The sequence below is a fragment of the Micromonospora sp. NPDC005161 genome, assembly GCF_053599855.1.
In genome coordinates this window covers 1-17,985 of the sequence record NZ_JBSFYQ010000033.1, presented here as the reverse complement: position 1 = coordinate 17,985, position 17,985 = coordinate 1, and the positions used below count along the sequence as shown (strand labels likewise).

At 68.9% G+C, this 17,985-nt stretch carries 15 protein-coding genes and 4 pseudogenes; 14 read left to right on the top strand and 5 right to left on the bottom strand.

Annotated features, from left to right (window positions below):
- Positions 1-30 precede the first annotated feature (30 nt).
- Genes ACWD5O_RS26630 through ACWD5O_RS26615 form a run of 4 tightly spaced genes read left to right on the top strand, consistent with a single transcriptional unit; the run spans position 31 to position 4,708 of the window.
- The gene (locus ACWD5O_RS26630) at positions 31-1,245 is read left to right on the top strand and encodes an ABC transporter substrate-binding protein (RefSeq protein ID WP_450086897.1); all 1,215 of its coding nucleotides are present in this window, start codon (positions 31-33) and stop codon (positions 1,243-1,245) included.
- 56 nt (positions 1,246-1,301) lie between these two features.
- Positions 1,302-2,165, top strand: a complete 864-nt coding sequence (locus ACWD5O_RS26625; RefSeq protein WP_450086896.1) for a branched-chain amino acid ABC transporter permease — start codon at positions 1,302-1,304, stop codon at positions 2,163-2,165.
- 1 nt (position 2,166) lies between these two features.
- The gene (locus ACWD5O_RS26620; protein ID WP_450086895.1) at positions 2,167-3,123 is read left to right on the top strand and encodes a branched-chain amino acid ABC transporter permease; all 957 of its coding nucleotides are present in this window, start codon (positions 2,167-2,169) and stop codon (positions 3,121-3,123) included.
- Positions 3,116-4,708: an ATP-binding cassette domain-containing protein gene (locus ACWD5O_RS26615; protein ID WP_450086894.1), complete on the top strand. Its 1,593-nt coding sequence runs from the start codon at positions 3,116-3,118 to the stop codon at positions 4,706-4,708. Before ACWD5O_RS26620 ends, ACWD5O_RS26615 begins: the two co-directional genes overlap by 8 nt.
- Here the strand turns inward: ACWD5O_RS26615 and ACWD5O_RS26610 are convergent.
- A complete protein-coding gene (locus ACWD5O_RS26610) occupies positions 4,696-5,556 on the bottom strand; it encodes a MaoC/PaaZ C-terminal domain-containing protein (RefSeq protein WP_450086893.1) in 861 nt (286 codons plus the stop codon). The genes ACWD5O_RS26615 and ACWD5O_RS26610 overlap by 13 nt on opposite strands.
- Positions 5,557-5,728: 172 nt before the next feature.
- Between ACWD5O_RS26610 and ACWD5O_RS26605 the strand changes: the two genes are divergently transcribed.
- Genes ACWD5O_RS26605 through ACWD5O_RS26585 form a run of 5 tightly spaced genes read left to right on the top strand, consistent with a single transcriptional unit; the run spans position 5,729 to position 10,490 of the window.
- Positions 5,729-5,920: a hypothetical protein gene (locus ACWD5O_RS26605; protein ID WP_450086892.1), complete on the top strand. Its 192-nt coding sequence runs from the start codon at positions 5,729-5,731 to the stop codon at positions 5,918-5,920.
- Position 5,921: 1 nt separating this feature from the next.
- Positions 5,922-7,280 carry a phenylacetate--CoA ligase family protein gene (locus ACWD5O_RS26600; RefSeq protein WP_450086891.1) on the top strand — a complete coding sequence of 453 codons (1,359 nt, stop codon included), beginning with the start codon at positions 5,922-5,924 and terminating at the stop codon, positions 7,278-7,280.
- A 2-nt stretch (positions 7,281-7,282) separates the two neighbouring features.
- Positions 7,283-8,167 carry an LLM class flavin-dependent oxidoreductase gene (locus tag ACWD5O_RS26595; protein ID WP_450086890.1) on the top strand — a complete coding sequence of 295 codons (885 nt, stop codon included), beginning with the start codon at positions 7,283-7,285 and terminating at the stop codon, positions 8,165-8,167.
- A complete protein-coding gene (locus ACWD5O_RS26590; RefSeq protein WP_450086889.1) occupies positions 8,164-9,258 on the top strand; it encodes a phosphotransferase family protein in 1,095 nt (364 codons plus the stop codon). The genes ACWD5O_RS26595 and ACWD5O_RS26590 overlap by 4 nt, the downstream gene beginning before the upstream one ends.
- Positions 9,258-10,490, top strand: coding sequence for an acyl-CoA dehydrogenase family protein (locus tag ACWD5O_RS26585; protein WP_450086888.1), 1,233 nt, complete (start codon positions 9,258-9,260; stop codon positions 10,488-10,490). Before ACWD5O_RS26590 ends, ACWD5O_RS26585 begins: the two co-directional genes overlap by 1 nt.
- Before the next feature lie 167 nt (positions 10,491-10,657).
- Here ACWD5O_RS26585 and ACWD5O_RS26580 read toward each other — a convergent pair.
- A pseudogene (locus ACWD5O_RS26580) lies at positions 10,658-10,828 on the bottom strand (IS5/IS1182 family transposase); the annotation flags it as partial.
- Between the two features lie 106 nt (positions 10,829-10,934).
- Positions 10,935-12,044, bottom strand: coding sequence for an HNH endonuclease (locus ACWD5O_RS26575; RefSeq protein WP_450086887.1), 1,110 nt, complete (start codon positions 12,042-12,044; stop codon positions 10,935-10,937).
- 319 nt (positions 12,045-12,363) lie between these two features.
- On the opposite strand from ACWD5O_RS26575, the pseudogene ACWD5O_RS26570 reads away from it, so the two are divergent.
- The 5 genes and pseudogenes from ACWD5O_RS26570 to ACWD5O_RS26550 form a co-directional block, all read left to right on the top strand.
- Positions 12,364-12,805 (top strand): annotated as a pseudogene (locus ACWD5O_RS26570) (transposase); the annotation flags it as partial.
- Between the two features lie 463 nt (positions 12,806-13,268).
- Positions 13,269-14,708, top strand: coding sequence for a group II intron reverse transcriptase/maturase (gene ltrA / locus ACWD5O_RS26565; protein ID WP_450086886.1), 1,440 nt, complete (start codon positions 13,269-13,271; stop codon positions 14,706-14,708).
- A 270-nt stretch (positions 14,709-14,978) separates the two neighbouring features.
- Positions 14,979-15,203, top strand: a pseudogene (locus tag ACWD5O_RS26560) (transposase); the annotation flags it as partial.
- A 38-nt stretch (positions 15,204-15,241) separates the two neighbouring features.
- Positions 15,242-15,417: pseudogene (locus ACWD5O_RS26555) on the top strand (IS256 family transposase); the annotation flags it as partial.
- A 143-nt stretch (positions 15,418-15,560) separates the two neighbouring features.
- Positions 15,561-16,592 (top strand): MBL fold metallo-hydrolase, encoded by a 1,032-nt coding sequence (locus tag ACWD5O_RS26550; protein WP_450086885.1) that lies wholly within the window; start codon positions 15,561-15,563, stop codon positions 16,590-16,592.
- Positions 16,593-16,711: 119 nt separating this feature from the next.
- Here the strand turns inward: ACWD5O_RS26550 and ACWD5O_RS26545 are convergent, their stop codons facing one another.
- On the bottom strand, positions 16,712-16,942 hold the full coding sequence (locus ACWD5O_RS26545; RefSeq protein WP_450086944.1) for a MarR family transcriptional regulator: 231 nt from the start codon (positions 16,940-16,942) through the stop codon (positions 16,712-16,714).
- Between the two features lie 228 nt (positions 16,943-17,170).
- A complete protein-coding gene (locus tag ACWD5O_RS26540) occupies positions 17,171-17,629 on the bottom strand; it encodes a winged helix-turn-helix domain-containing protein (protein ID WP_450086884.1) in 459 nt (152 codons plus the stop codon).
- Between the last annotated feature and the right edge of the window lie 356 nt (positions 17,630-17,985).

The following is a 17,985-nucleotide window of genomic DNA, read 5'->3' as shown; positions in this document are numbered from 1 at the left end:
CGTTCGGTCGATTGGTGACGAGGAGGTAGGATGATCAGGAAATGGGTTGCCGTCCCCGCGGCCGTCCTCGCCAGCTTCTCGATGGCCGCGTGCGGCGCCTCGAGAAGTGGTGGTGGCGACTCGGTCGCCAAGGGTGCTGATTTGGAGGTCGGCACGCAGGTCGTGCTGACAGGCCCGGCGAGCTTCGTCGGACAGGGCTTCAAGGTGGGCGCCACCTTGGCGCAGGACGAGATTAACGAGAACGGCGGCATCAACGGCCGCAAGCTGAAGCTCACCTTCGTCGACGACAAGGGCACCCCGGACGGCGGCGTGGCCGCCGTGCGGCAGCTGGTCGACCGCGACAAGGTGCTCCTGGTGCTGGGCGGCAGCACGAGCACGGCCACCGTCGCCGCGGTGCCGTACTTCGCCGGCAACAAGAAGCTCTACTACGCCAGCCTGGCCTCGGACCCGGCCCTCCTGAAGGACTTCCACAGGAACATCTTCGCGGGCGCGACGATCTCGCAGACCGACGGCACGAAGGCCTACGTCGACTACATCACCAAGAGCCTGGGCGCCAAGAGCGTGGCGATGATGGAGTGCGACCAGGCCCACTGCACCTCGGGCACCCCCCTCCTCAAGCAGCAGCTCGAGGCAGCGGGCTTAAAGGTCCCGGTCGTGGCCACCTACAACTCGGGTGACACCGACTTCACCGGCCAGATCGCCAAGATCAAGTCCGCCAAGCCCGAGGCGGTGTTCATCTACGGACTCGCGGCCGACGGCGGCCGGATCATCCCGCAGCTGCGTCGGGCCGGGGTTACGGTGCCGCTGCTCGGTGACACCTCGCTCGCCGACCCCACGGTCGCCAAGGTCGCCGGCTCCTCGGCGGAGGGTTTCACCACCTTCTGGCTGGGCGGCAACCAGTTCCTCAGTGACGACACGGGCAACATGGCCGACTGGCTCGACTCGCTGCACGAGCACGAGCCGAAGCTGCCCGACGCGACGCCCAACCTGTACTCGATGATGGCCTACTCCGACGTGTACGTGCTGGCGGAGGCGATCCGGCAGGCGGGTGACGACCCCACGGGGGCGAAGATCATCGACAAGCTCAACACTGGCATAGACGGGTTCGTCGCCGGCAAGGGCGGGCAGTTCTCCTACGCCGTGCCGATCGCACTGCCGCGGACCTTCACGAGCAGCGACCATCAGGGTAACCGCACGGTCACTCCGATCACCGTCGAGAACGGAAACTTCGTCACAGTCAAGTGACCCGATCGGGGTACCGGTGCCCAGCACCGGTACCCCGGTTCACAGCAAGGAGTCCCATGGAACTCGTCTTCGGCGGTCTCGCGCTCGGTGCGATCTACACCCTCGTGGCGCTGGGCATCATCCTGGTGTTCCGGGCCACCTCGGTCGTCAACTTCGCGCAGGGCGAGATCCTGATGCTCGGCGCCTACGCGTACGTCTTCACCGCCGGCGCGACCGGGAACCCGCTGGTGCAGGTCGCGGTGGCGGTGCTCGTCGGAGCGGCCGCCGGACTCGTCTGCTTCGTGGTGACGCACTTCCTGCTGCGCGGGGCCTCACCCATCGTGCTGGTGATCGGCACCCTGTCGCTGCTCGTGTTCGCACACTCGACCGCGCGCCTGCTGTGGACGGACAACCCGAGGCGCGCCGAACCCTGGATCTTCGGGGACAAGGACCTCGACATCGCCGGCGCGGCCATCTCGGTGAACAGCCTGACCTGCCTGGTGGTGACCGCTGCGGCCGCCGGTGGCCTGCTGCTCTGGCTGGAGATGACTTCCTACGGACGGAGCGTCCGGGCCGTCGCGGAGGACCAGTGGAGGGCGGCGCTGTCCGGCATCCACGTGCGCCGGATGCTCGCGATCAGCTGGGGCATCGGCGGAGCGCTCGCGGCCCTCGGTGGCGTGATGCTCAGCCCGGTGACCGGTGTGTTCCCCACGATGGGAGCCCAGATCATCTTCCCGGCGTTCATCGCCGCGATCCTCGGTGGCTTCACGAATCTCGGCGGCGCCGTCGTCGGAGGACTCCTGCTGGGCCTGGTGCAGACCTACGCCGTCGTCTACGTGGGCGGCGCCTTCCGCGACGCCGTCACCTTCGGGCTGTTGCTCCTGCTCCTGATCCTGCGACCCGACGGGCTGTTCCATGGCGCCCGGACAAGGACGGTGTGAGATGACCGCCTGGAGACCGTACGTGGTCCCCCTTGCGCTGCTGCTCGCCTCAGCGGGCGCCCTGCTCGCCAACCAGCTCGACAGCTACAACCTCTACCTGGTCGGCCAGTACGCCATCCTCGTCGCGGTCTCGGCAGCGCTCGTCGTCCTCATGGGGGGCGCCGGCCTGCTGTCGCTGTCGAGCGCGGCCTTCCTTGCCGTCGGGGCGTACGGCGCGGTCATCGCCGTCACCCGGCTGTCGCTGCCGTTCGTGCTCGCGGTGCCGCTCGCCGCAGCGGTCGGCGGGGCCGTCGGTTGGCTGCTCGGGCTGGTGTCGTTGCGGCTCTCGGGGTTCCACCTGGCCATCGTCACCCTCGGCTTCCTGCAGGTGCTGCTCATCGTGCTCAAGCAGGGCGGGGAGCTGACCGGCGGTGGGTACGGGCTGACGTCACCACCCGCGGGACTGCCGGGCATCTCCTACCTGCTGCCCGACTACTACTCGATTATCGCCGTGTTCGTCGCTGTCGTGGTCGTGGTCGGCGGTGCCGTCCTGATGCGTTCGCGACCGGGACGCGCCTGGCTCGCGCTCCGGGACAACGAGGCCGCGGCCCGGATGCAGGGGATCAACGTGTCGGCGATGAAGCTGAAGGCCTTCGCCCTCTCGAGCGCGGTGATCAGCTTCGTCGGCGGTATCTACGCGTTCATCCTCGGGTCGACCAGCCCGGCGTCGTTCACGGTGGACGTCTCGATCTTCCACATCGCGCTCGTGGTCGTCGGCGGTCTCACCGGCCGGATCTCCGGAGCGGTGCTGGCACCGATCCTGCTCTTCCTTGTCCCCGAGTGGTTCAACGGGCTGGGGGAGTACCGCGACCTCTTCTACGCGGCGCTGCTGCTAACCACGCTCGTGTTCCTGCCCCAGGGGCTGAGTGGCCTGGTGAGTCGTCTGCCCGTCATCGAGAGGCGGAAGCAACGTGCCTGACCTCCTCAGCATTAAGGACCTCGTCGTCACCTTCGGAGGCGTGCACGCGCTCGACGGGCTGGACCTGACCGTCGGCACCGGCGAGATCCACGGGATTATCGGCCCCAACGGTGCCGGGAAGACCACGGTGATCAACGCGATGACCGGGTTCGTCGCGCCCGCCTCGGGGGAGATCCGCTTCGATGGCCGCCGACTGCCCCGACAGACCCACCGGATCGCGCGACTCGGCGTCGGACGAACCTTCCAGGCGCCGGCCACGTTCCCCGGGCTCAACGCCGTCGAGAACGTGATGTCCGGAGGGGACAGGCGGCTTCGGTCCGGCATCGTGGGGTCACTCGTGCAGTCACCGCGGACGCGACGTGAGGACAGCACCGCGCGCGCCGAGGCCGGCGAGCTCCTCGAGCGTGTGGGCTTCTCGCTTCCCCCGACGACGCCGGTCACCTCGCTCCCGTACGGCGAGCACCGGAAGATCGAGATCGCCCGCGCGCTGATGTTCAGACCGCGGCTGCTCATGCTCGACGAGCCGACGGCCGGGTTGACCACGTCGGAGGTCAGTGCCATCAGCGACGTGCTACGCGACGCGATGTCCGCCGCCGACGGGGCGATGTCGATCATCCTGGTCGAGCACAACGTGCCGTTCGTGTTCGGGCTCTGCGACACGGTGACCGCCTTCCACAGGGGCAGGGCCATCGCGAGCGGGACGCCCAGCCAGGTCCGGGCCGAGGACTCCGTGATCGAGTCCTACCTCGGGAACCAGGCGGACCAGGACGCGTCGACCACCGTCGTCCGGCGTGACGAGCCGTCCTCGACCGGCACCTCGGACCGACACCGCCCCACGCTCACCGTCCGCGACCTGCACGCCGGCTACGCCAAGGTCCGCGTCCTGCGTGGCGTGGACATGGAGGTGGCGCCGGGCGAGCTGGTGCTGGTCTACGGTCGCAACGGCGCCGGGAAATCCACGCTCCTCAACGCGATCGCCGGCTCACCCCGACCGAGCAGGGGAGAGGTGCTCCTCGGGGACCGCACCCTGCACCGCATGACCGTGAGCCAGATCGTCCGGTCCGGGGTGGCGCTCGTTCCCCAGGAGCGCGGCGTCATCTCGGGCCAGTCGGTCGAGGACAACCTGCTGCTCGGGTGCGTGGGACTGCGACTGGGTCGGTCCGAGAGCGTCGAGCGGCGAGACGAGGTCCTGGAGCGGTTCCCCGCCCTCCGCTCTCGGGTCAAGCAGCTCGCGGGCACCCTCAGCGGCGGTGAACGCCAGATGCTCGCCCTGGCCAAGGTGCTCATACGACGACCAGAGGTGCTGCTGCTCGACGAGCCCTCCATCGGTCTGGCGCCGACGATCGTCGAGGGCCTGCACGACATCGTCGCGTCGATCCGGGCCGAGGGGCTCTCGGTGATCGTCGCGGAGCAGAACGTGTGGTGGGTCGCTCCGCTCGCGTCCCGCGCCTACCTGCTGCAGACGGGCGCCATCGAGGCCAGCGGATCGGTGGACAGCGTCCTCGCGCGGGAGAGCCTGATCAGCAGCTACCTCGGCGACGCGGACGCCTCTCGTTCGACGGAGGTCAGCATTCAGTCCAGCTGACGCAACGTGGCGACCGTGACCGCCCGCTCCCCAGCCGCACAGCTGACCTCGAGGACGGTCTTGGCCTGGGTGCGCGACACGTGTCCCGTGACCGTGAGGTCGTCCCCCGGCCAGGTGAGGTCCACGAAGCGGATCGCCAGCGACCAGGGTGGTCGGAGCTCGACCCAGCCCTCGACGCAGTGACCCACGAACGCGGCTGAGAGCATGCCCATCGCGAAGGGCGTCCGGTAACCGCGGCTGGCCGCCGCCTCCTCGTCGAAGTGGATGGCGGTCAGGTCGCCGCTGGCCGCGGCGTAGCGGACGAAGTCGGTCAACGTCAGCGAGATGAACGTCGCCGCCGGCAGCGGGCCGGGCTCGAGCTCCTCCAGGGGGACGCGGCTCGCCGTCACCGGGTCCTCGCGCAGGAGGAGCCCGTCGTCGAACCTGCGAGGCCCCTCCGGCCCTCCACTCGCTCGGACCTCCGCCGTCTCGAGGATCACGCGCACGGCGCGGGCCACCACGGTGCCGGCCGGGTCCAGGAACTCGCAGACCCGTTGCGCGCGTCGCATGCGACCGCCGCGCCTGCCGAAGACGTCGCCGAGCGGTCGCTGGGTCTCCCGGACCGTCAGGTCGCACCCCACGTCGACCTCGCGGTACATCTCGACGGTCTCGGTGCCGTGGAAGGCACGGGCGACGTCGAACCCCATCGAGGTGAGCGAGTGCGGGCGGCCCGCGAGGGTCGCCGCCGCGCCCAGCATCGTGGGTGGGATGCTCGTGCTCGCCGGCGACGCGGTGTCCCAGGCCGCCTCGCGGAACCTGCGGACCTGCTCGCCGTCGACGTGGAACGCATAGGTGGTCGTCTCGGTCATGCACCCTCCCAACCGGTTGGTGGGGTCACTCAACGCCTCCGCGGCCGGCTCTGTCAACGGGACGCCCCGCGCAATCTCCGCCGGGACGGCGGAAAGGGGATGATGCTTGACAGGGCCAGAGGGGCGACCCTAGTCTCCCCACCAATCGATCGTTTGGGTTAGGAAGTGACGCGTGAGCGTGCCGCAGGAGTGCTCCCCCGACGTGGAGAACGTTCGAGAGCTGGTCCGCCGGGCCCAGGACCTAGCCGCGTCGGAGCACCCGATGGTGGCGCAGGCAGCCGACCGGGTCCGGGTCGTCCTGACCGAGCTGCTGGTCGAGATCGACGGCGACGCGGTCCTCGGTCCCTGGCAGGAGGTCTGCTGACGTGCAACGCGTGCTCAATCCCGCCGTCGAGCGCCTCGACCGCGACGCCCTGCTCCGCCTCCAGATGCGGAGGCTCTCTGCCCAGCTCGCCCGAGCCGGCGCCACGGTGCCGTTCTACCGCCGACGCTGGGGCTTCAATCCCGAGGCCGTCACCAGCCTGGAGCGGCTGCGCGAGCTGGTGCCGACGACCACCAAGGCGGACTTCCTCAACGGCCTTCCCGAGTCCGACGGCCGCGTCGCCGAGGGCACCGTGCTGTTCCAGCACCACATGACCAGCGGGACCACCGGGCTGGGGCAGGAGACCCATCCGCTCTCGGCGGCCGACCACGAGGCCTTGGCCGCAGGCTGGCACTACCAGGCCCACTGGGCGGGCTTGGAGCGGGGCGACAAGATCTGCTTTACGTGGCCGACGGGGCTGCAGACCGGCGGGCTGTCGACGGGCATCAGCAGCCAGCGCCTGGGCCTGGAGGCGATCCAGCTGGGTCCGTACTCCAGCGAGGACAAGCTCCGCTACATGGACAAGTTCCAGCCGCAGGCGCTGGTCGCCTCACCGTCGTACCTGAGCCACCTCCAGTTCCTCCTCGAGGCCCAGGGCACCACCCCCGCGAAGGCGTTCCCCGCTCTCAAGGCGCTGTTCATCGCCGGCGAGAGCTATCCCCTCGGCTGGGCCGAGGACACGCAGGAGGCCTGGGCGGCCACGGTCTCGGAGTGGTACGGCCTCATGCAGGGCGGCTTCAACCAGGCGTTCTCCTGCGAGTCGGGAGTGGTGCTCGACGGCGGTCGCGGCGCGCTGCACCACCTCGACCACCGGCTGCTCGCCGAGATCCTCGACCCCGAGACCGGGCTCCCCGCGCCACCAGGGGGATCCGGCGAGATCTTCCTGACCACGCTGACACGCGACGCCTTCCCGATCATCCGGTTCAGGACCGGCGACAAGGTGACCATCCAGGAGCGACCCTGCCCGTGCGGCCGCCCCTTCCTCTGCCTCGAGGCCGGCACGGTGGCGCGCTACGACGACATGTTGAAGGTGCGCGGTCAGAACCTCTGGCCGGCCGCCGTGGACTCCGTCCTCCTCACCGACGTTCGCGTGGTGGAGTACGCCGGAACGGTGCAGCTCGACGAGCGGGCCCGCGAGCTCGTCAGCGTCCAGGTGGAGCTGGCCCCCGAGCTTCACGGCGTGCCGATCGAGGCGGAGGTCCTCGCCGACCTGCGGCACCGGGTGAAGAGCGTCACGAACGTGAGCATGGACTTCGTGTCGGCTGCCCCGGACTCGCTGCCCCGGTTCGAGTTCAAGGCCCGGCGGTGGACCGACCTGCGCCGTCAGGATCGCCAGACCGTCCGCTACGTCGCCCGGGGCTGAGCGTGCCCTCCTTCGGGATCGACGTCCCGGCCTACACCGAGCAGCCATCGGTCGGGTTCTATCAGGAGCTGGTCGCGCGGGCGGAGCGCGCCGGGTTCTCGAACCTGTGGGTGGGCGACCACCTGTTGTGGCACCGGCCGCGGTTCGAGACCTTCACGCTGCTGGGGATGCTCGCCGGGATGTCGCGGCTGACCGTGGGCACGAGCATCGCCTTGGCCCCGTTGCGGCCACCGTGGTGGCTGGCGAAGCAGGCGGCCACCCTCGAGCGGCTCGCCCCCGGTGGCATGGTGCTCGCGCTGGGGACCGGTGGCGAGTACCCGCCCGAGTTCGAGCGAGCGGGCGTGGACCCCGCAGATCGCGGTCGACTGCTCGACGAGGCGATCACGCACTGCCGGGACGCCTGGTCCGGCCGGCTGGGCGCCGACGTCAGCCCCACGCCACAGCGGTCCGTCCCGATCTGGGTCGGGGGACGGCGCGGCGCCGCGCTGCGCCGTGCGGCCGAACGGGCCGACGGCTGGCTGGCCCTGTTTCTGACACCGGAGCAGTTCGAGCAGTCCCGGCAGCTGGTGGAGCGTGGCCGGACCCGCAGCGACCCGTTCGTCCCGGGCATCGCCCTGTGGTCCGCCGTCGCCGAGGACGGCGAGCAGGCCCGCGCGGCCGCGCGGGAGACGATCTCGCGCGAGTACGAGATGGACGGTGCCCGGTTCGACCGTTACGTCGTGGCCGGTGACCACTTCTCGGTGGCCCAGCGGGTCACCGAGTACGTCGAGGCCGGTGCCGAGCACATCGAGGTGCACGCGGCGCACCCGGACATCCTCGGGCAGATCGACCTGTGGGGCGAACGCGTCCTGCCGCTGGTCGCGGGGCCGGTCCGGGCCGACGCGTGAACCACTCCGACGTCGGCACGGGCGCGCGCCCCCAGGACGCGCGAGCGACCGAGGCGACCCGCCCGCGCCACCTCAACGGGCTGCCTGTGCTCACCTCGCGGCTGGCGGAGACGCTGGGGGACGAACGGTGGCGCGACGCCCGGCCCGTCCTGGTGCCCGGCGGCAAGTCGAACCTGACCTATGTCCTGACCAGCCCGGCCGGCGAGGCGATCCTGCGACGCCCACCGGCGGGCCCCCTGCCGCGGGGGGCACACGACATGCGTCGCGAGGTGCGCGTGCAGCGGGCCCTCCACGACACCGTTGTCCCGGTGCCCAAGATCTTGATGGCGGACCTCCAGGGGGACCTGCTCGGGACACCCTCCTACGTCATGGAGAAGCTCCCGGGCCACGTCGTCCGTGCGGACCTCCCGGCCGGCTACGCCGACTCCCCGGACGACCGCGCCGCGATCGCCCATGCTCTTGTCTCGACACTGGCCGCCCTCCACTCGTTGGACCGCGACGAGATCGGTCTCCAAGACTTCGGCCGGCCCGACGGGTACGTCGTACGGCAGATCGAGACGTGGGCGTCCGAGTGGGAGCGGCTGCACGAAGGGGACGGGGGCGCCACGGACGAGCTCGTACGTCGCCTCGACGCCGCCGTCCCCTCGAACGAGGCAGCGGCCACCGTCCTCCACGGCGACTACAAGCTGGACAACTGCCTCTTGGACGAGCAGGACCCCTCGCTCGTGCGGGGCGTCCTGGACTGGGAGATGTCGACCTCGGGCGAACCGCTGGCCGACCTGGGCATGTTCCTCCTCTACTGGCGCGAACCCGGGGAGCGTCAGTCCACGCTCGCACCCGCCGTCAGTGCCACCGGTGGCTTCCCCCGTCGCGCCGACCTCGTCGAGGCCTACGCGCGCCTGACCGGCCGGGACGTGAGCCGGGTCGGGTTCTTCCTCGCCCTGGCCCACCTGAAGTTCGCCGTCATCGCCCAAGGCGTGGTCGTGCGCGGCCGCGAGGGCCGGATGGACGGACAGACGTTCGACGACGCAGCCGAGGAGGCGGAGCTGTTTGCCCAGGCCGGCCTCGACGTACTGGAAGGAAGACTCTGATGGACTTCTCGCCCTCGCCCCGGGCCGCCGCGCTCATGGAGCGGATGTGGGACTTCATGCGGACCTCCGTCCTCCCGGCCGAACCGGTCTGGGCGGAGCAGCTGGCGCGAGATGGCGAGCACTCCTTCCCCTCGGTCATGGAGGACCTCAAGAGGGAGGCGAGGTCCAGGGACCTGTGGAACCTGTTCCTCCCCGACCTCTCGGGTCTGTCTAACGTGGACTACGCCGGTGTCGCGGAGATCTCCGGGTGGTCGCCGGTGCTGGCTCCCGAGGCGATCAACTGCCAGGCGCCGGACACGGGGAACATGGAGACGCTGCACCTGTTCGGCACGGACGAGCAGAAGCGTCGGTGGCTCGACCCCCTGCTTGACGGGCGGATCCGGTCGGCGTTCGCGATGACCGAGCCGGCGGTGGCCAGTTCCGACGCCACCAACATCGAGACCACGATCACCCGCGACGGCGACGACTACGTCGTCAACGGCAGGAAGTGGTGGATCAGCGGGACCGCCGACGAGCGGTGCCAGGTCTTCATCGTGATGGGCAAGACGGACCCGGACGGGCCCCGTCACCGCCAGCAGTCGATGATCCTGGTCCCGCGGGACGCGCCCGGCTTCAGCGTCGTGCGCCACCTGCCGATCTTCGGCTACCAGGACCAGCACGGACACTCCGAGATCCTCTTCGAGGACGTCCGGGTCCCGGCGACCAACCTGCTGGCCGGCGAGGGTGACGGCTTCGCCATCTCGCAGGCCCGGCTCGGTCCTGGTCGGGTCCACCACGCCATGCGCGCGATCGGCATGGCCGAGCGGGCCCTGGCCCTGATGGTGCAACGAGCGGGGGAGCGCCGTGCCTTCGGCCGGCCCCTCGCCGAGCAAGGCGTCGTCCTGGATCTCATCGCGCGCTCGCGCATCGAGATCGAGGAGTGCCGACTGCTCGTCCTGAAGACGGCGTGGCTGATCGACCGCGGCGGCGCCAAGGCGGCGCGGACCGAGATCGCCGCCATCAAGGTCTCCGCACCGTCGATGGCAGCCCGGGTGATCGACCGGGCCATCGAGGTCTTCGGTGGAGCCGGGGTTAGCGACGACACACCGCTGGCGTACTTCTACGCGTGGGCGCGAATCCTGCGGATCGCCGACGGTCCGGATGCGGTGCACCGCCGATCCGTCGCGCGTGCGGAGCTCGACCGGGTGCCGCCGTACCGCCCGGGTCGGGCAGCAACCACGACCGGTCTGTAGCCCGTCACGCAACCGTCGCCTCGACAGGGAAGCGAGTGCTCGTCCAAGACGACGTCGCCCCGTCACCGGTGCTGGATCCGTGCTCGGGCTGGCCACGTTGCGCCGGCTCTTCTCAGGCAGGAGCCCGGATCGTCGCCCTGGTCCCTTAGGGCGACCGGCAATAGGTGTTACTTGAGCCTGCGGGTGGTGGGCCGGGTTTCCCAGCGGTAGAGGGTACGGGCGCGGCGGATGAGTTGACGGACGGTGACGAATGCTGCGGCCAGGTACAGGTAGAAGTCGATGATGGTGGCGTTGCGGTCGGTGCAGCGGCGGATCTTGCCGAACCCGTTCATCCACGAGGATGGGTCGGCCGCGCGGCGAGGTTCCTATGGGGTAGGTCCTTTTCCGCGCGGCCTCCCGCCGAACCGGACGTGATGGTTTCCCGATCATCCGGCTCTCCGGTGACTACTGCGTGAGCGGTATGGCTGGCTTCCCGGTGTGGATGCGGTCGTGGCAGGCGGCGCAGACCACGAGGGTCTTGCGCCGCCGGTTTGTCATGATCGCGGCCCACTCGGGCTGGTGTATCCCGGGTTTGCTGAGGTCTGCGAGCTTGCGGACGTGGTGGACCTGAACGTCGCCCGTTTGCTGGCAGACTTCGCAGGCGTCCGCGAGGAGCCGGTTGATCAGTTCCTTGTGCGGATAGTCGACCCGGATCGGTTGGCGATCGAGGAGCCTCGCCGACCGTTGCCGCTGCAGTGGGATGCCGCCGAACCGTGCGACCAGTGGTTGTCTGCCGTCGCGTTCGATGCGTGCCTCGAAGCAGGTGCGTAGCCCGTGCGGTGTCTGGATTTTGGTTTTGTGCTTGGCCGCCATCTTCGACATCGACGAGCGGTGCTTGCCGGCCAGGGTCTTGAGCATGGAGGTGCTCATGACCCATTCGAGGCGGTGCAGCCGGTGGACGTCCCCGGCCAGCAGGAAGTACTGGACGATGCCCCGGTAGATGGCCCCGAACGTGGCGACGATGCTGTGGTCGTCGCCGTTTCGCAGGGCCGTCTGCTTGGCGGGTTTCCCGCGTCGCAGGTAGGGGGCGCATTTGGCCTTGATCACGTCCAGCGGAACGCGTAGCGCGATCTGCCCGTTGACCGTGCGACGGCGCCGGGTGGTCTTGCTGTCGTTGTGCTGGATGGTGATCTCGTAGCCGAGGAACCGGGCCGCGCCTGTGCGGGCGTGGGTGATCAGCGTTTTGTCCTGGGACAGTTCCAGCTTGAGTTCTTCACGCAGGAACTGCGTCAACCGCTGTTTGATCTCCTCGGCTTCAGCCTTCGGTCCGGCGAACCCGAGCAGATGGTCGTCTGCGTATCTGCAGTACCTCAGCCGCCGAAACCCCGGATCATCCGGGTCGGTGCTGGGCCGGCTGACCATCTGCCGTCGCAACGTCCGGGCCAACGCCCGATCGCCGCGCCGGCGAGCCTTTGCCAACTGGTACTGCAGTTCCAGGTAGGCAGGGTTGCGTGCCCTGCGTTCCCCTCGGGTGTGCTGCGTCGGCGATCTGGCTGCGCTGAACCGGTTGTTCACCGCGTGGGTGGAGACCGTCTACCACCCGCGCGCCCATTCGCAGACCGGGTGGCGCCGCTTGCCCGTTGGCGTGACGCGCTGGCCCATCCGGTGCCCACCGCGGCCTCGGCGCAGCTACGGGAGGTGTTCCTGTGGTCGGCGCAGCGCACCGTGACCCGCACCGCCACAGTGTCCCGGAAGGACTTGGTCGAGTTCGTCGCGCAGATTGCTCCGGACCGGCGTTCGCGTGAACGTTGGTTGGAGTATTGGCTCGCGCCACCCAACCCGTCGAGGGACTGGAAAAACAACGGTGTAACTCCGATCAAGGGAGCACCACCTGATGACGATCACGACCGATGCGGCGGACACTGCCGCTGTGCCCGGTGATGAGAGGGCCAAGCGGACCTGTACGAAGACATGCAGGCGGGTGTCGACTCCGCGTTGGTGTCGCAGCTGGTGGCTCAGGCCCGCGAGCAGGGGCTGCATCTGTCCGGTGAGGGTGGGCTGCTGCAGCAGCTGACGAAGATTGGGTTGGAGTCGGCGTTGGATATGAGCTCACCGACCACCTCGGCTACGACAAGCACGACGCCGCCGGGGCGAACTCCGGCAACGGCAGCCGGTCCAAGACGGTGTTGACCGATGTCGGGCCGGTGCAGATCGACGTGCCGCGTGACCGGACGGGCTCGTTCGAGCCGGTCATCGTCCTCAAGCGCCAGCGCAGGTTGTCCGGTGTCGAGGACCTCGTGCTGTCGCTGTCGGCGAAGGGCCTGACCACGGGGGAGAGTGCGCCGTGAGGCGCTGTTGGATTGTGTGGAGGTGAGAGACCTTCTCCGTCGGGCCGTCGCAGCGGTCTGGCGAAGCTGGGGGCAGCCTGATCCGGGAGGTGCCGGGGAGGGTGGCAAGCGGCCCTGACAACGCCGGGGCGTGTCAGCACTGCCAGATGGTGCGGGTCCGGCAAGCGAATCGGAAAGGCATACGAGAGGAACCGGCGTTTACGTCTCCTAAGTGGTCACCGGCTCGAACCTGGCGGATCTGGGCCGGTTGCGGTGCGCACCTGCTCTTTGAGATGGGCGGGGAACTCCTGAGCGGGGATTTTCACCTCCGCAGGGAGGCCATGGTGAAGGTCTGCGGCGTAGCCGTGGCGATGCCGCGGGGGCAAAGTCGGGTGCCTCCTTCGATGAGCGATCCAGCAGTGAACACGGGAACCGTCCGGCGACGGCTCCCGACGCGCGGGCAGCCAGTCCGATGGTCGGGATAGGCACATCGTCTGCTGAACGCGTCGGGCGGGGGCGGAGCCGTCGTAGTACTCCGAGGTCGGGAGAGCCGACCACATGGGGAAGGACGGCAGCGGTTTCGAGAAGGAAGGATGCTGTAATGCCGAAAGACGCGCCACTGAACGGCGGCGCCCTACCGGAACACGTCCGTGAGGACGGGTTCGGGTGGGTATCGGGGATGCAGGCCAAGCTTCACCGTTGGGCTGCGGCTGATCCTGGCCGCAGGTTCGACGACCTGTTCAACCTCGTGCACGACCCGGCGACGCTGATCGTGGCGTTCGAGCGGGTCGCGGGCAATACCGGGGCGCGGACTGCCGGTTCGGACGGCCTCACGGTCGCCCGGATCGAGCGGGAGATCGGCGTCCCGGCGTTCCTGGACGGCATCAGGTCAGCGGTCAAGGACGGTTCCTTTCGTCCGCAGCCGGTGCGGGAACGCAAGATCCCCAAGCCGGGTGGGTCGGGCAAGGTCCGCAAGCTGGGCATCCCGACCGTTGCTGACCGAGTCGTGCAGGCCGCCCTGAAACTCGTCCTGGAACCCATCTTCGAGGCCGATTTCGAGCCGGTCTCGTTCGGGTTCCGGCCCAACCGGCGAGCACACGACGCGATCGCCGACATCCACCTCTTCGGCAGCCGAGGCTACCGCTGGGTGCTGGATGCCGACATCGAGGCGTGCTTCGACACGATCGACCACACGGCCCTGATGGACCGGGTGCGGCATCGGGTCAAGGACAAGCGTGTGCTCGCGCTGGTCAAAGCGTTCCTCAAGGCCGGGGTCCTCACGGAGCTCGGCGAGGAACGCGACACCCCGACCGGCACACCACAAGGGGGCATCCTGTCACCGCTGTTGGCCAACATCGCGTTGAGCGTGCTCGATGAGCACCTGCACCGTGAGTGGAAGCCTGGTGGGCGGATGTCGACGGAGAATCGGCGCCACCATCGGCGTGATCGTGGTCAGGCGACGTGGCGACTGGTCCGCTACGCCGACGACTTCGTCGTCATGGTGTTCGGCACCCGAGATCACGTCGAGGCGTTGCGCGGGGACGTCGCGGCCGTGCTCGCTCCGATGGGGCTGCGATTGTCGCCGTCCAAGACGCGGATCGTGAACATGGCCGATGGGTTCGACTTCTTGGGCTTTCGCATCCGGTGGAGACGCAAGATGGGCACCCGCGACCAGTGGCACGTCTACACGTTCATCGGTGACCGGCCAGTCCGGTCGCTGAAGGACAAGATCCGTGCTCTGACACGCAGGTTGTCACAGCAGGACCTGGGAGAAACGCTGATCCGGATCAACCAGATCACGCGTGGCTGGGCCAACTACTTCCGGCACGCCGTCGCCAAACACACCTTCGACCGGCTCGCCTACTTCATCTGGTGGCGAGTTGTTCGCTGGGTCAAGGCCAAACGACGCTAGAGATGGAAGGACGTTCACCGCTGGCTGCGCACCCCGACCGGGTGGCGGACCATCACGGCGGACGGGATCGAACTGCACAACATCGCGTCGACCGCCGTTACTCGGTATCGCCGTCGCAGCAGAATCCCTACCCCTGGGCAACAACGAACCAAGCCTGACGGCAGAAACCGTGGAGAGCCCGTTGCGTTGAGAGGCGCACGGCGGGTTCGGCGAGCGGTCCGCAGAACCGGGCCGGTGGCAACACCGGAACCGCGCTGCGGGCCGACTCGACTCGCGGCGCACTTCGCCGAGATCTACGGCGCCTCGGTCAGCGAGGAGACGATCTCGCGGATCACCGACAAGGTCATCGAGGAGATGAACGACTGGTCGCACCGGCCCTTGGACGAGAGGCGGTTTCTACTGGTCGTTGCGAATCCTGATGGGACGGGGTTCGCATGCCGAGATACGCGCCGAACAAGATGCCGACGGACGTCAAGCGTCGCTACTTCGAACTGATCAGGACAGGAGTACGGGGTGCACGAGCCGCCCAGGAAGTCCGCGCCCGCGGACACTTCCCCAACGAGACCGCGGCGCTCAAGTGCGTCTACCTCGCGGTGATGAGCTCGACCCGACCGGGCAAGGCCGCAAACGCTGGGCCACCCGCTGGAAGAGCGCACTCAACGGCTTCGACATCACCTTCGACGGACGCCTGCCCGCTGGCCGCAAGTAGAAATCAACCAACCCGGTTACACCGAAAAGTTGACAGACCCGGCCTCCGGTGGTGCGTCGTTGGGGAGGCGTCGGGCGTCGGCGTGAGGGAGGCCACTGTCGCCGCAGCCCGAGCCAGTGTGGGCGGGAACTATGGTCGAGGCCATGACATCGGACAACGGCAGCCCCGACGACTGGACCACACCCGGCACGTTCGAGGTCGCTCCCGGGGTCTACCGCGTGCCTCTGCCGTTGCCCAACGACGGCCTGCGGGCGGTGAACGTGTACGTCCTGCGCCACGACGACGGTCTGGTCCTCATCGATTCGGGGTGGGCGATCATCGAGGCGCGGGCCACGCTCGACGCGGCTCTGGAGGAGTTGGACTTCTCAGTCAAGGACGTTCGCCGGTTCCTCGTCACGCACGTGCACCGGGACCACTACACGCAGGCCGTGCACCTGCGCCGGGAGTTCGGTATGCAGGTGAGCCTCGGCGTCGGCGAGCGCCGGAGTCTCGAGATGACCATGGCGCGGGATCGGGATCCGCTGGCCGAGCAGCTCGGCCGACTGCGGCTGCTTGGCGCGGGTGAGCTGGCCGACACGCTGTCGAGGATCACCGTGGAGCGTGCCCCGGCGGCGGACTGGGAGCTACCTGACGACTGGTTCCACGGCGGGGATGATGTCGTGCACGGCGACCGGACCCTGCACGTCGTCGAAACGCCGGGCCACACCCGCGGCCACGTCGTCTTCCACGACACCGGGTCGCGCCTGTTGTTCGCCGGCGATCATGTGCTGCCCACCATCACGCCGTCGATCGGCTTCGAGCCGATGCTTTCCGCGAACCCGCTCGGCGACTTCCTCAGCTCACTCGCGCTGGTGAGACAGCGGCCGGACGCGCGGCTGCTTCCGGCGCACGGGCCGGTGACCCCGAGCGTGCACGCGCGCGTCGACGAGCTGATCGCGCACCACGGCGCGCGGCTCGACGAGACGGAGGCCGCCGTCATGCGTGGTGCGCATTCGGCGTACGAGGTCGCGTCGCAGCTGCGCTGGACCAGGCGGGAGCGCGAGCTCGGCGATCTCGACCTGTTCAACCGGATGCTCGCCGTCACCGAGACCGCGGCACACCTCGACCTGCTGGTCGCGCAGGGGCGCCTGACCCGAACCGACGTCGGCGGGTCGCGCTGCTACGCGAATGCCTGATTCGAGAGAGCTCGGTCACTCCGTCCGCGACCTTGGTGGGGGAGAGTGTCAGCCGGGGAGTGCGGTGCTCTTTGACATCTGCGGGTGTCACTCCACGTCGTCATGATCAAGGGGCTCACTCAAAGTCGCCGGCGTTGTGGCGCTGGCGAGGATGGTGACCAGGGCCGTGACGATGTCCGCCGGTAGGCCGGGTCGGGTGAACCCTGAGCGTTGAGCTCCTCGGTCGCCTTGGCCGTCAGTTCCCGTCCCTTCGGAAGAAGGTCGACGAGCGTGGTGCGGCGGTCGGTCGGGTGGGGCGTGCGTTTGACCAGGCCCGCTGATTCGAGACGGTCGACGGCGTTGGTGACGATGGTCGGATGTACCTGCAGTCGTTGGCCGACCTTCGTACGGCACGATCGCGGCGTCGCCCTGGCCGATGCTTCACGCAGACCAGCCCCGCGATCGAGACAGGGCGAACACCTTACCCGACACCGGGATCACCGGCGGTTCGCCGTGTCGGGCCCACGTGCGGGCCTTCGGTGGGCGCAGCGTCTGACCGGCCTCGTCTTCGAAGCAGATCCACGCGTCGTGCTGCGCCGCTACCGTTTTCCCGCCGGCCATACCTCCCGCCGCCACGCCGCGACCGCCTCCTCGTCACGCTCGACGGGCCGGTGCGCCGGGACCTGCACCGACCAGCCGATGCGGTGCAGCAGATACGAGGTGCCGCGCAGCGTGTACCGCGTGCGGAACATCCGAGCGATCAGATCCGACACTCGCGCCAGGGTCCACCGCTGGTCCTCGCCGAAACCGTGTGCGGCCGGCCCTTCATCCAGGGCATCGGCCAGGAGCCGCAGCCGGCCGGCGTCCAGGCGGCAGCGGGACCCACCCGGCCCCTTCGACGCCAGCCCGGCCTCACCCTCGGCACGCCACCGCTTCCGCCAGCCGTACACCGCTGTCTGCGATAACCGCAGCCGCCGGGCAACCTCGGCAACCGGCATGTCCTGCGCGAACCACCCAGCCGCTTGCCGCCGCACCGCCTCTCGGTGAGTCGTGAGCATGCCCGGGTCGCTCTGGTCAGTGTCGGGCAGCGGTGGTTACCGGGCGTTGCTGGGCGATGATCGGATGCTCGGTGTGTGCTCCACCGGTTGGAGCAACGGCGGCAGACAGCGGTGGGCGCGGGTGGGCGCTCCTGGGCACTCGTGGGTATTCGCTGGCAGGTAGGCTGTGCATCCGCGCCCTCGTAGCTCAGGGGATAGAGCATCGGTTTCCTAAGCCGATGTTCTTCGATCGCCCGTAGGCGCGTGACCTGCTGGACCGCGTCCTTCGGTGTCGATTTAGGGGTCGCATTCGCTCGGAAACTGCTCGGTGGGTCGGGCATCAGTATTCATCGACCTTTTTGGATCATACCCGGGGA